General features: G+C 71.5%; 11 protein-coding genes. 6 read left to right on the top strand and 5 right to left on the bottom strand.

Translation table 11 applies throughout. The features are described 5' to 3' along the window. Positions 1-37 precede the first annotated feature (37 nt). A complete protein-coding gene (locus ACIBH4_RS12150; protein WP_362515989.1) occupies positions 38-1,234 on the bottom strand; it encodes an ROK family transcriptional regulator in 1,197 nt (398 codons plus the stop codon). Positions 1,235-1,406: 172 nt separating this feature from the next. Between ACIBH4_RS12150 and ACIBH4_RS12145 the strand changes: the two genes are divergently transcribed. The 4 genes from ACIBH4_RS12145 to ACIBH4_RS12130 all read left to right on the top strand — a co-directional run bounded on the left by ACIBH4_RS12145 (position 1,407) and on the right by ACIBH4_RS12130 (position 7,829). Continuing rightward, positions 1,407-3,755 (top strand): ATP-binding domain-containing protein, encoded by a 2,349-nt coding sequence (locus tag ACIBH4_RS12145; RefSeq protein WP_362767102.1) that lies wholly within the window; start codon positions 1,407-1,409, stop codon positions 3,753-3,755. 877 nt (positions 3,756-4,632) lie between these two features. Further along, positions 4,633-6,300: an apolipoprotein N-acyltransferase gene (lnt, locus tag ACIBH4_RS12140; RefSeq protein ID WP_399172059.1), complete on the top strand. Its 1,668-nt coding sequence runs from the start codon at positions 4,633-4,635 to the stop codon at positions 6,298-6,300. Beyond that, positions 6,300-7,052, top strand: coding sequence for a polyprenol monophosphomannose synthase (locus ACIBH4_RS12135; protein ID WP_362515996.1), 753 nt, complete (start codon positions 6,300-6,302; stop codon positions 7,050-7,052). The genes lnt and ACIBH4_RS12135 overlap by 1 nt, the downstream gene beginning before the upstream one ends. A 213-nt stretch (positions 7,053-7,265) precedes the next feature. Beyond that, entirely contained in the window at positions 7,266-7,829 is a 564-nt protein-coding gene (locus ACIBH4_RS12130) for an FxsA family protein (protein WP_362767108.1), read from the top strand. Here the strand turns inward: ACIBH4_RS12130 and ACIBH4_RS12125 are convergent. Next, positions 7,816-8,259 carry an SRPBCC family protein gene (locus ACIBH4_RS12125; RefSeq protein WP_362767110.1) on the bottom strand — a complete coding sequence of 148 codons (444 nt, stop codon included), beginning with the start codon at positions 8,257-8,259 and terminating at the stop codon, positions 7,816-7,818. The two genes, ACIBH4_RS12130 and ACIBH4_RS12125, sit on opposite strands and share 14 nt — an antisense overlap. A 253-nt stretch (positions 8,260-8,512) precedes the next feature. Here ACIBH4_RS12125 and ACIBH4_RS12120 point away from each other — a divergent pair, with 253 nt between their 5' ends. Next, positions 8,513-9,004, top strand: coding sequence for a GNAT family N-acetyltransferase (locus ACIBH4_RS12120; protein ID WP_362767113.1), 492 nt, complete (start codon positions 8,513-8,515; stop codon positions 9,002-9,004). Positions 9,005-9,126: 122 nt separating this feature from the next. Here ACIBH4_RS12120 and ACIBH4_RS12115 read toward each other — a convergent pair whose 3' ends face one another. Continuing rightward, a complete protein-coding gene (locus tag ACIBH4_RS12115) occupies positions 9,127-9,693 on the bottom strand; it encodes a snapalysin family zinc-dependent metalloprotease (RefSeq protein ID WP_362516005.1) in 567 nt (188 codons plus the stop codon). 65 nt (positions 9,694-9,758) lie between these two features. Further along, a complete protein-coding gene (locus ACIBH4_RS12110) occupies positions 9,759-10,886 on the bottom strand; it encodes a S1 family peptidase (protein WP_362516007.1) in 1,128 nt (375 codons plus the stop codon). A 542-nt stretch (positions 10,887-11,428) separates the two neighbouring features. Between ACIBH4_RS12110 and ACIBH4_RS12105 the strand changes: the two genes are divergently transcribed. Further along, the gene (locus ACIBH4_RS12105; protein ID WP_362516011.1) at positions 11,429-11,614 is read left to right on the top strand and encodes a hypothetical protein; all 186 of its coding nucleotides are present in this window, start codon (positions 11,429-11,431) and stop codon (positions 11,612-11,614) included. Between the two features lie 114 nt (positions 11,615-11,728). Here the strand turns inward: ACIBH4_RS12105 and ACIBH4_RS12100 are convergent, their stop codons facing one another. Further along, positions 11,729-12,997, bottom strand: coding sequence for an aminoglycoside phosphotransferase family protein (locus ACIBH4_RS12100; RefSeq protein ID WP_362516013.1), 1,269 nt, complete (start codon positions 12,995-12,997; stop codon positions 11,729-11,731). Positions 12,998-13,041 lie beyond the last annotated feature (44 nt).

The following is a 13,041-nucleotide window of genomic DNA, read 5'->3' as shown; positions in this document are numbered from 1 at the left end:
CGTACGAGGTGGGGAGGGCAGCCGAGGGCAGGGAGGGTCAGGAGGGGACGGTGGAGCCGAAGACCTCGTGACGGGCGGTCGCGAGGGCGAGGTCGAGCGCGCCGGCGAGGACGGGGTTGCCCTCGACGGTCGACAGCAGCAGCGGGGGCCGGGGGATGGTGAGCGCGTGAAGTTCGTGTTCGACGAGCTCACGCAGGGTGTCGCCGCCGGAGAGGAGGGTTCCGCCGGTCAGCACGATGATCTCGGGGTCGACGACCGAGGTGATCGAGGCCAGTCCGACGGCCAGCCGGGAGGCGATGTCGCGCAGCCCCGCGCGGGCGTCGTCGGCACGCCTGCCGGTGGAGGTGGAGGCCCGCACGGCGTTCAGTACCGCCTGCGCGGGCGTGGTGCCGCGCACGCCGTACGATCTGAGGATCTTGAGTACCGCCGGGCCGCCGGTCAGGGCCTGGTAGCCGTGGTTGGCGTAGCGGCCGGTGTCCCTGGCGGTCGGGGCGCCGGGGGTGGGCATGTAGCCGACCTCCCCGGCGCCGCCGGTGGCGCCCCGGTGCAACCGGCCGCCGAGGACCAGTGCGGCGCCCAGACCCTCGTCGGCCCAGAGCAGCACGAAGTCGCTGTGCCCGCGGCCCACGCCGTGCGCCTGCTCGGCCTGGGCGACGAGGTTGACGTTGTTCTCCACGGAGACCGGCACGCCGAGGCCGTCGCCGAGGGTGCGGACCAGGTCGGGGATGTGCCAGCCGGGCATGTCCTTGCTGGTGGCGTACGCCATCTTTCCCGTGCCGGGGTCGATCGTGCCCTGCACACCGATGACCACGCGCCGCAGTGCCGCGGGGGCTTTCGCGCCCTGCAGCGCGGCACGGACCCGCTCCAGCGCGTCGCCGCCGGAGCGGCCGGAGCTGGGCAGGTGGTGCTCGCCGGTCACGGTGCCGGTGATGTCGGCGACCCTGACGTCGATGCCCGCGCGTGTGACGTCCAGCGCGGCGACGTGCGCGGCGGCGGGGTTGAGCCGGTAGACCTCGGCGGTGCGGCCGGGCAGCCCCTCGCGGATGCCGTCGAGCATGACCAGGCCCGCCTCCTGGAGGCGGATGAGGAGCTGCGAGGCGGTGGGCTTGGACAGGCCGGTGAGGGCGCCGATCTCCGGGCGGGTCAGCGGGCCGCGCTCCAGCAGCGCTTGCAGGGCGGCCCGGTCGTTGATCGCGCGCAGCAGGCTGGGGGTGCCGGGCGTCGGCTGGGTCACTGGTCCTCCGCGTACGTCCTCGCGTCCACCTGTGAGGCGAAGTTAGGAAAGTTTCCTAACTTCGAGTGAAGTTAAGGAACCCAACGGATTCTCGTCAAGCGGGCAGGGGAGGCCGCAATCAAGCTGTGATGACGGCGGGGTGGGTAAACTTCTCGACGGACCTGCTAGGGTGATGGTTTGTCATAACAACCAGTGCAATGGCCCGGAGTATCCCATTACTAGTAACGATAATGGAGCGACGGCAACCCGTCAAATCGAGCTGGCCAGGGAGCAGGAGTATGTTTCCCGCCTTTATGCCCGGCTTGATCTGCTGCGCGAGCGCACCCAGCGACAGCTGGACAGTGTTCTCGCGCAGGGCGGAAGTGGCGGCACGCACCAGAACCGCTCCGAGCGCGACAGCTTCGCGGGGATGTACGCCGAACGCCTGGGCCGTCTGTGGGCGGTCGAGAACGGCCTGTGCTTCGGCCGGCTCGACAACGCCGACGACACCTCACTCTACATAGGCCGCATCGGCATGGCCGACGACGACCAGCGCCGGATGCTGATCGACTGGCGGGCGCCGGTGGCGCAGCCCTTCTACGGCGCCACCCCCGCGGCCTCGATGGGCGTCACCCGGCGCAGGCACCTGCAGACCAAGGGTCGTACGGTGATCGGGATCGACGACGACCTCCTCGACCTCGACAGCCTCACCGAGGAGGACGTGGCCACCCTCAACGGGGAGGCCGCGCTGCTGGCCTCCCTCGGGGCCAAGCGCACCGGCCGGATGCGTGACATCGTGGCCACCATCCAGTCGGAACAGGACCGCATCATCCGCTCCGACCTCAACGGGGTGCTGGTCGTGCAGGGCGGTCCCGGCACCGGTAAGACCGTGGTCGCGCTGCACCGCGCCGCCTACCTCCTCTACACCCACCGGGAGAAACTGGCCCGCAGGGGCGTGCTCATCCTCGGTCCGAACCTGACCTTCCTGCGCTATATCGAGCAGGTGCTGCCCTCCCTGGGCGAGACCGACGTGCTGCTGTCGACCGTCTCCGAGCTGTACCCGGGGGTCGTCCCCCGCCGCAGGGAACGTGCGGAGGTGGCCGCGGTCAAGGGGGACGCCCGGATGGCCCAGGTCGTCGCGCGGGCCGTGCGCGAGCGGCAGCGGGTGCCGCGCAAGCCGATCGAGATCAAGCTCGACCGCTACACCCTCAAGCTGGAGGGAAACGTCCTGGAGGCCGCCCGCAGCCGGGCGGCCCGCTCCAAGAGGGCGCACAACGAGGCCCGCGCGGTCTTCGTCCGCCACCTGCTCAACGCGCTCGCCCGGCAGGCCGCCAGGCAGCTCGGCAAGGGGATGATCGACGACGACGAGCTGGCCGACATCCGTGAGGACCTTCGCACCGAGCGGCCCGTCAAGGCGGCACTGAACCGGCTGTGGCCCTACGTCACCCCGCAGCAGCTCCTGATCGGGCTGTTCACCTCCCGCGAGCGCCTCGACCACGCCGCGTCCGAGTTCGGCGAGGCCGAGCGGGAGCTGATGCTGCGCGAGCCGCCCCGCAAGGGGGAGGACTGGTGGTCGGAGTCCGACGTACCGCTCCTGGACGAGGCCGCCGAGTTGCTCGGTGACATCGACCCCGCCGTGCTGCGGGCCGGAGCGTGGATGGCCGAGGAGGAACAGGCCGCGCAGCGTGCCGCCGCGCTCGACGAACGACAGCACCAGCTCGCCTACGCCAAGGAGGTCCTGGAGCTGACCGGCCTGTCCGACATCATGGACGCGGAGAGGTTCGCCGCCCGTCACCTCGGTGACGACGTCTTCCTGACCACCGCCGAGCGCGCGGCGGCCGACCGCACCTGGGCCTTCGGGCACGTCATCGTCGACGAGGCGCAGGAGCTGTCGCCGATGGACTGGCGCATGCTGATGCGCCGCTGCCCGACGCGGTCGATGACGATCGTCGGCGACCTGGCCCAGACCGGTTCGTCGGCCGGGGCGCGCTCCTGGGGGCGGGTTCTGGATCCGTACGTGGCGGGACGCTGGCGTGAGGAGACCCTCAGCGTCAACTACCGCACCCCGGCCGAGCTGATGGCCGTGGCCGCCGACGTGCTCACCCTGGTGGATCCGGCGCTGAGCGCCCCGGCCTCGGTGAGGGAGACGGGGGCGCGGCCGTGGGCGGCCTCCCCGACGGCCTCCCTCACCGAGGTCGTCAAGGCCGAGGTCGTCGAGGGCGGGCGGCTTGTCGTGATCGTCCCCGAGTCGCGCGCCGAGGAGTTCGGGACGATCGTGGTCCGCTCCGTCGACGGCGCGGTGGCCGGACCGGGAGCCGCGGCCCTGGACGCGCAGGTGGCGGTGCTGACCGTCGCCGAGGCCAAGGGGCTGGAGTTCGACGCGGTCGTCGTGGTCGAACCGGAGCTGATCCTGGGCGAGTCCCCGCGCGGGGCGAGCGATCTTTATGTGGCCTTGACCCGCGCCACCCAGCGGCTTGGCGTCGTGCACGACGGCCCGCTTCCCGGTGCCCTCGTTCGACTTGAGCGACATCGGATCACATGAGAGCATTGACGGCTCTCGTCGATCATGTCCCAGCTGCGAAAACTTGATGTTTCCGCTGTTAGTGACACGGTTGACATCTGCGCTGGGCTCGGTAGTTTGCTGCCCAGTCCAGCACGGGACTGGCCGGTCGGCCGCTTTTCGACATAGCAGTCTCCTGCGCCCGTGACGGGGGTTTCCCCCGTCCGTACAGCCAGGCGCAGGGCCTGCAGTCCGTCGAGGCGGGGCACTCCTTCCGGGCGGGGGGTTGGACCCAGGAGGGGTCCGGGCACCCAGTAGACAACGGCAATCCGCGCTCGCCGCCGACGGGACGGAACCGGTCCGAAGGGTCGTCCGGGCCCTCTTCCCGCTCCCGTGCGAGCGCCGCAAGCGTCGGGGCGGCCCGGGGTGTCCATCGACATCCCGGGTCGCCCCGTTGCCGCGTCTGGAGTCTGCTTATCGTGGTTTTGCTGGGTTTGAAGTGCTTTGGTGTTGTTTCTGATTAATGTGGCGGAGAACTTTTGGGGGCGTGCCTGCTGGACGGTAGCGTTCCGGCTAGCAAGACCGGTCAGGAAGGCCAGACGTCAACCGCCGCACGACATCGCAAGGAGCCTCGCCCGTGGTGCAGGACAAGACGGCCGCTCCGGTACCGGAGCGGCCCGCGCGGGGCGTTCCCGCGGGAGGTGCGGCGGCCGGTTCCGTGGCCGGCTTGGCGACCGGCCCCGCGAGGAGGGCGACCACCGGTTCGGTGGACGGCTCGGTGGAGGATGCCGCGGCCGTGCCTGCGGCCGCTTCGGTAGACGGTGTCGCGGACGTCCCGCCCGGCGCGGAGGTTTCGTCCCCCGGGTCGCGCCTGGTGCCGCTCGCCCGGGCCGCGGGCGCGGTGGTCGGCGGTCTGCTGATGTTCCTCGCCTTCCCGCCGCTCGGGCTCTGGTTCCTCGCGCCGCTCGGCATGGCCTCGGCGATCCTGGCGGTACGTGGCACTCGCCCGCGCCGGGGTACGTGGCTCGGCCTCCTCACCGGGCTCGCCCTGCTGCTGCCCGCTCTGCACTGGGTGAGCCCGATCGGCACCGACGCCTGGCTGGGTCTGGTCGCCATGGAGAGCGCCTTCTACGCCGCATGGGGGACGGGCGTCGCCGTGGTGACCCGGTTGCGTCTGTGGCCGCTGTGGGGCGCCGCGCTCTGGGTGGCGGCCGAGTGGGCGCGGGGGCAGTTCCCCTTCGGTGGATTTCCCTGGGCGCGAGTGGCCTTCAGCCAGGGAGAGTCGATCTTCACCCCGTACGCCGCGCTCGGCGGGGCGCCGCTGGTGAGCTTCGCGGTGGCTTTGTGCGGTGGCCTGCTCGCCCTGGCGGCGCTGCGCTTTTTCCCGGCCCCGGCTCCGACCACAGCCCCGGCCCCGGCCCCAAGCACGGCCTCGGCTCAGGTTCCGACCCCGGCCGAGTCCCAAGGTTCGCTCTCGCGCAAGGATCGGCTCCCGGCCTCGGCCGAGGTTCCGCCCGAATCCTCCGGCTCTCCCGTGGTTCCCGGCTCCCGTCGTGCCCGGGACTCGCGCTGGGGGCGGGCACTGGCCCTGCCGCTCGCCGGGGCGCTGGCCGTGCCGGTCGCGGCCCTCGCCGTTCCCCGGTACGGCGACGAGGGCAGGAGCGTGACCGTCGGCGTCATCCAGGGCAACGTTCCCGGCCGGGGTATGCACCCGCTGGGCGACGAGCCCGCCGTGGTCCTCGGCAACCACACCCGGATGCTCCACCAGATGGCACGGGATGTGCGAGAGGGCAGGACACCCCGTCCCGACCTGGTCGTGCTGCCGGAGAACTCCACCGACATCGACCCGCTGCGCAACGAGTTCGCCCGGAGCGAGATCGACGCGGCGGTCAAGGACATCGGGGTGCCCGTCCTGGTCGGCGCCGTGGTCGGGATCGGGGAGAACAACCGGGCGACCCGCAGCATCGTCTGGGACCCGGTCACCGGCCCTGGCGCCCACTACGACAAGCAGCAGCTGGTCCCCTTCGGGGAGTTCACCCCGCTCCAGGGTCTCGTGCTCGCCCTGTTCGAGCGGGCCTCCCTGGTCGGCAAGCAGTCGGTGGCGGGCACCCGCGACGGCGACCTCAGGTTGGGTCCGGTGACCGTCGGCGCGATCAACTGCTACGAGGTGGCCTTCGACGGCATCGTGGGCGACACCGCCAGGACGGGTGCCACACCGTTGGTGGTGCAGACCAACAACGCCACCTACGCCCTGACCAACCTGCCGTCGCAGCAACTCGCCATGTCCCAGTTGCGGGCCGTGGAGCACAATCGGGCTGTGATCACTTCCGCAATTACTGGTATATCGGCATATGTGACCCCGAATGGTTCGATCGCCTGGCGTACCGGCGAGCTGGTTCCCGCCATGAACGTCCTGACCGTTCCGGTCAGGACCGCGCAAACCATCGCCACACGCGTGGGTGCGCTGCCCGAGTGGGCCTTGATACTTGTGGGTGCGGGTGCGGTGGCCACCGCCTGGCGGCGCCGGACGCCCGGTGCGGGGCACCTCGCGAACCGGGAGGACGATCAGCAGGTGGGAGACGCGTGATGGAGCGGATGCTTGGTCGGGTGCTCGTCATCGTCCCGACGTACAACGAGCGGGAGAACCTGCCGCTGATCACCCGGCGGCTGCGCGAGGCCGTCCCCGACGCCCACCTCCTGATCGCGGACGACGACAGCCCCGACGGCACGGGGGCGATCGCCGACAAGCTGGCGGCCGACGACGACCACGTCCACGTGCTGCACCGGCCGGGTGGCAAGCAGGGGTTGGGCGCCGCCTACATCGCGGGTTTCCACTGGGGTCTTGGGGAGGGGTTCGGCGTCCTCGTGGAGATAGACGCCGACGGATCCCACCAGCCGGAAGAGCTGCCCAAGCTGCTGGACGCGCTGGCCGAGGGGGCCGATCTGGCGATCGGCTCCCGGTGGGTGCCCGGTGGCAAGGTCGTCAACTGGCCGGTCTCGCGGGAGTTCCTGTCACGCGGTGCGAACGTCTACACCCGGCTGATGCTGGGCCTCCCGGTCCGGGACGCCACGGCGGGCTTCCGCGCCTACCGTGCCTCGGCCCTGGAGGAGATCAGCCTGCACGACGTCGAGTCGCGGGGCTACTGCTTCCAGGTGGACCTGACCCTGCGTACGGCTCGCGGTGGGATGCGCGTCACCGAGGTGCCCATCACATTCGTGGAGCGCACCGTCGGGGCGAGCAAGATGAGCCGCGGCATCGTGGTCGAGGCGCTGTGGCGGGTCACCGTCTGGGGTGTCACCGGCCTGCCCGCCCGCCTGCGCCGCCGCCGAGGTCGCTGACCCCTGGCCCCGCGGTCGCGCGACCGGCCGATCCTGGCCGCCCGCGCCGCTTCCGTGAGGCCGCCCCCGGCTCGGAGGGGAGCACCGCCCTGAGAGTCGGCTGAGGACGGTGAGGACGGTGAGGAAACCGTCCACGCTGAGCGAACGCGGAACGCGCCGCCGCTCCGGGACGTTGTTCATGTCGTACGGCTGTCGCACGAGTTGAGGCGAAAAATGCGCATTCTGCTGTTCCTGACCTTTCTCGTGGTGCCGTTCCTCGAGATATGGGTGCTCATCCAGGTCGGTCAGCTCATCGGCGGGTGGCCCACGGTGGCCCTCCTGCTCGCCGGCAGCCTGCTCGGCGCCTGGGTCGTGCGCCGCGAGGGCCGCCGGGCCTGGCGCAGCCTCCAGGAGGCGCTGCAGAGCGGCCGGGCACCCGAGCGCGAGCTCGCCGGTGGCGGGCTGACCCTCGTGGGCGGCATGCTGCTGATCGCTCCGGGATTCCTCTCGGACGTCCTCGGTCTCCTGTGCCTGCTGCCGTTCACCCGGCCGATGGTCCGCGGGCTCGGATCCTGGCTTCTCGCCCGCCGGATCCGCACTCTCGTCGCCAGGAACGCGGGTGCTGCCGGGCTCGGCTCGCCGTTCGGCGCGGGCTCGCCCTTCGACGTGTTACGCGACGGCGGGAGGCCCCCGGGTTCCGGGCCGGTCGTCCACGGCGAGGTCATCCGCGACGAGCCGGGTGACGCGGGAGGTCCAGGCGGGACCAAGGACTCCGACCGGGGGATCATCGGTCGCTGAGCGCGGCCAGGCGGCGCAGCGAGAGCCGGAACAGGGCCGCGTTCAGCGGTTTGATCACCCGCCAGCCGAGCCGCCCGGCCGCGCCGAACGGCACGTCGAGGTCCTCCTTCCAGAGGATCGTGCTGCCGCCGCCCTCGCGGGGCAGCACGCGGAAAACCCCGGTGCCGCGCACCAGTCGTCCGGTGTGGCGGACTCCCACGCTCCTCGGCGGATCCCACTCGGTGATCTCCATGGTGTCGAGGAACCCGGCCGGTCCCACCCCGGTGAAGGCCTCCAGCCGGCTCCCGGTGCCGCGACCGTCCCCGGCGGTGACGCGCGCCCGGGTCAGGACCATCCACTCGTGGTGCCTCGGCCAGTCGGTCAGGACCGAGAACACCTGCTCGGGCCGGGCGTGCGCGTCCACGGAGACGCTGATGTGGGAACGGGTCATCCCCGGTTCCTTCCCCGTCTCCGCCGGCCGACCCTCCGGACACCTCGCCGTGCTCCTGTGCCCGTGAGATCCTGCCGTGGACGATGACGGGCGCCGACGAAGGTGATGGAGAATCCCGTTTTTCTTCTTTTTAGGTCGGGATTTAGTGTGATTGTGGACCGTGAGGGTGTGAAGACGTGACGCACGGCGCGCCCGGGACGGTTCGCGGCGGGAAGAACGACACCGGGAGAGTGTGGAGAGGGACGGGTTCGCGATGACCGCGTTCGCACAGGGAGCCGGCCTGGTCGAGGTCAGGCCGGTCGGCTGGGACGACGCGGCGGCCGTGGCGCTCCGCGGAGCGATGACGGAGGAGATGGACGCCCGCTACGCCGACCTGCTCGCCGTCATCGGCCTCGTGCCCGATGGCATGAACGTCGAGCCGGAGACCGTCGCCTACACCGGGGTCGCCTATGTGGCGGAGGGCGTCGCGGTCGGGCACGTGGCGTTGCGCAGGCTCGGTGGCGACCTGGAGCTCAAGCGGATGTTCGTGACCCCGTCCCATCGGGGCACCCGCGTGGCGCGGGCCCTGCTGGCCGCCGCCGAGGACGCCGCCCGCGCGCTGGGCGCGCCCCGGGTCGTCCTGCAGACCGGTCCCCGCCAGCCGGACGCGGTGAGGATGTACGAGAGGGAGGGCTACACGCCCGTCCCGGTCTTCCCGCCCTACGACCGTCTCCCGGGCTCCCTCTGCTTCGAGAAGCCTCTTTGATCCGCCCTTTCGCTCGCGGCGAAGGGCGGCTCTCCGGGGCGCCGGGGCCGGGCCGGTGCCCGGACACGGGTTCGCCGGCCCGGCCGAGGGGACGGCCGGACCGGCGAGGTGCTCGCGGGAGTCTAGGACGCCGCGTGCTCGGGACTGTCGACGTAGATCCGACCGAAGTCGACCGCCGGGGCGAATCCGGCGAAGTTGCGCTGGACCTCGGCTTTCTCCGCCGCGTTCGGGTTCGCGTTGGTACAACTCGTACCCGCGCTCGCACCGGACATCAGGTCCGTGCACCGGCCGGTACGCCGGTCGGGCAGGCCCAGGATGTGGCCGATCTCGTGGGCGGCGATCCGCAGTGGGTTGTGACCCTCCGCGGTCGCCTGACGGCCCATCCACACGGTTCCGCGGCCGAGGCTGGTGGGCTGCGCACGGGGCCAGCCGTTGTCGGCGAGCACCACGAAGTCCGCGGGGCTGCCGGCCACCAGTCGTACGTTCGAGACGCTGGAGTTCCAGATCTGGGCCGCCTGGTCGACGGCGGATCGGAACTCCGCGGCCCTGCTCGCGTCATACCTGAGCACGCGAACCGCTGCCGTGCGGGCGTCCGCCGCGTGGGCGGGCGCGGCCTGGGCGGGGGTGACCGTCACCAGGAAGGCCAGCCCCAGGATGAGGGCGACGCAGGAGCGAATGATCCTTGACATTTCTGGCGGGCCTCCTCGGCCATCGGGGGGTTGCTCACGGGGAGCAGGCTGGTGAGGAGGCGAGATCAGCCGGTGACGAGTGTCAGCCCGTACGCAGAGAGGATCTCGTTGACCGGCTGGTGGTAGGTGGTGCCGCCGATGGAGCAGTTGCCCGAACCACCGGAGGTGACGCCCTGTGCCTGGTTGCCGGAGATGAAGGAGCCGCCGGAGTCGCCTGGCTGGGCGCACGCGCTGGTGCGGGTCAGGCCGCTCACCGTGCCCTGTGCGTAGGTGACGCTCGCGTTGTGCTGCTGGATGGTGCCGCAGCGCCAGCCCGTGGTGGAGCCGGAGCGGCAGATCGAGGAGCCGACCGAGGCCTGGGTGGAGCCGCGGACGACCACGTTGGCGCCGCCGGAGCCGCGGACCCAGGGCCGCGGAGTGTGACCGGGGGTGGCGACCCAGGCGTAGTCGTTACCGGGGAACGACGAGCCCTGGAAGGTGCCGGACGGGCTGGTGGTGGTGTTGCCCGCCCTGCCGCAGTGACCGGCGGTCACGAAGCCGGGGGTGCTGCCCCGCCACACGGAGAAGCCGATGCTGCAGCGGCTGCCGCCGATGTAGTAGGCGTTGCCGCCGATGATGTCGATGAAGGGCTCGGGCTTCTCGGTGGAGAGCGTCACCTTCACGACGCCCTTGTCCGCGCCCGCGGCCGCGGCGAGGGCCTCGCCCGCGGCCTGGTCGCCGGTGAGGATCACGACGCTGTTGGTCGTGACGTCGACGTACCAGAGGGAGGCGCCGGCCTTCGCCTCCGCCGACGCGCCGTCGAGCTTGGCCTTGACGGCCTCGAGGTCGGCGAGGGAGCGGCTGACGACCACGGGCTGCGCGCCCTTGGCCTTGATGGCAGCCGCGGCGGAGGCGTCGGTGGTGGCCACGGAGAGCTGGGAGGCGTCGCCGTTGAGCCAGGCGCCGCCGTACTTGGCGCCCAGTTCCCGGGTCAGGGCGGACTCCGAGGCGGCCGCGCGGTGCTCGTTGGCCAGGCGCTGGACGGCCTGCTCGGCGGTGAGGCCGAGGTCGCGCTGGAGAGCCTCAAGCATCGCGGCCGGAGGCTGGGGGGCAGGGGCAGGGGGGGCGGTCGTCGCGACGGCGGGCGACACGGTGGCGACCAGGTACAGAGCCACGGTGGCGGCTCCAGCCAGAAGGGTACCTCGACGTAACATGCACACTCCTTGTGAGGGGTGATGTCAAGGTATTAGTGAGAAGCATGCGGAGGGATCTCCCAAAAAATCCCTATCGCGATGTTATGGGGGCTTGATCACCTTAGGGCCTGGGGTGAGCTGGAGGGCACGGCGCTCGCGAACACCTTCCTCCCGGAGAGATGATGCGACCGAAACAGCCGAGGAATGTGGCCGAAACGGCGAGGGAGTGAGTGACGATCGGGTGCTCCCCCCTACTCGCGCGGTCGGGCGGGACTCTGAAAGACTGGTCGCCGCGCCTTCGGCGCGCAGGTGCCGATTCTCGACAGTGACCAACAGTGACCAACAGTGACCAACAGTGACCAACAGTGACCAAACAGAGCAGCGTCAATGACTTGTTCTGTGCATCCGGAACTCGCGAGGACGCATCGCCGCGCCGCACGTGCGGCCGATCGGTGGACAGGAGTCCTCACGACGCCCGTTCCCCTCCTCTCCCGCGCGGGCCGTCGTCCAGGCCGCCCACCATCCGGCCGTCACCGCCCGGACGTCACAGAAGGACACGCATCATGACTGACGAAGCCGTCGTCACCGACGCCGGGAGCGAGGAGACGGCGACGTTGCCGCGCCGCAGCGACGCGCTGCGGTGCCCGCACACCGAGGGCGGCGAGCGCCGTTGCGTCCTGCCTCCCGGCCACGATCTGGACCACGTCTACCCGCACCAGAAGGCTCCCGTCCTGTGCGCGGGTGAGTGACAGGCGATCGAACGGCCGGCGGGGAAACGGCCCGCGGGCGCGGAGAGGTCCGGCGGCGCCGCGCCGTCCCCGATGACCTTCCGGCGGGAGGCCTCTCTGAAGAACAGGCGTCCTTCAGAGAACGCCGATCGCCTCGGCGGCGGCCACGGCCGCGCGGACGGCCTGCGCCGGGTCGCCCTCGTGGTACCGCCGCTCGCTGGGCTCGATGTTGTTGAGAAACTCCTGATAGCGGACGGCGTACGCGAGGTGCTGCAGAGGTTCCGCCAGGATCAGTGCGCGGGCCGGGTGGCAGCCGGGGACGGCCGCCGCCCACGTCTCGCACCAGGCTTCCGCGGCCGCTTCCCAGAGGTCGGCGGGCAGGAAGTCACGGGGGCGCAGGCCGTCGAGGACGGGATGGCCGTAGTGGCTGTCGGCGAGGTCCAGCACGACGGTGCCGCGCGGTCCCGCCATCCAGTTGCCCGGATGGAAGTCGCCGTGCACCAGCGTGCACGGCAGGCCGCATGACTCCAGCGAGGCGGCGAGCGACGGCAGACGATCGGCGAGCCGGTGGGCGAGGCGCAACTCCCCGGCTTTCAGGTCGTCGGCCGCCTCACCGGTGAGCAGCTCGCCCACCAGCGCGGCCAGAGCCGAGGGGGTGCGGTCGGGAAGTCCATCGGGTGGCCCGCACCCGTGTTCGGCGAGAGCCGCCTGTGCCCTCGCCAGGCGGCTCACCGCCTCGGCGACGATCTCCCGCGACGCCCCGTGACAGTCGCCGCCGGGCACGTGCTCCAGGAGCACCCGCCGGTTCGGGACGTCGGCCGCCACGATCGCGGGCACCAGACCGGGATCCTTCGCCGCGAGCATCCCGATCGCGCGGGCCTCGTCGGCGGCGAACCCAGGAGTGATCTTCAGCCAGACCGGTCCCGGGCGCGTGGGGATGCGGAACAGCCCCGCCAGGTTCCAGGTCTTCACCTGCCGGGCAGGCCCCTCGGCGGGCCTGCCCGCCTCACGCAGCGCGGCCTGGGCCCAGGCCAGTGCCTCGCGCACTCCCGACGCCTTCGCCCACTCCGCCCGGTGCGCCACGGGGCCCGCCAGGTCTCCCGGGACCGGCCTGCCGATCGTGTCCGGGGCGCCGGGCCGGAGGCGGGCCAGACCGGCCGCGGGACGGTTCAGGGCCTCGACGTGATAGGTCGTGTGGCCGTCGCGAGGGCCGTGGCCGCCGTTCTCGACGTCGACCAGGCGCAGTACCACCACGGGTGCGCCCAGCACGCCCTCCAGATGGGTCACGATCGAACCGACCTCGGCCCACCAGGGTTCGGCCACGGGGAACGGGCCGATGGTTCCCAGCCATTCGGTGCCCGACGTCACGAGGGCGCTCACCGTGCGGCCCGACGTTTCGCTCACGGGGGCAGTGTGCCCGCGGGGAGGCGGTCGGTGCCACGGGTTTC

It is taken from the genome of Streptosporangium sp. NPDC050284, assembly GCF_044459525.1.
Lineage (GTDB): Bacteria > Actinomycetota > Actinomycetes > Streptosporangiales > Streptosporangiaceae > Streptosporangium.
Note: the sequence above shows the minus strand (reverse complement) of the source record. Positions and strands in the feature narration are given on the sequence as shown.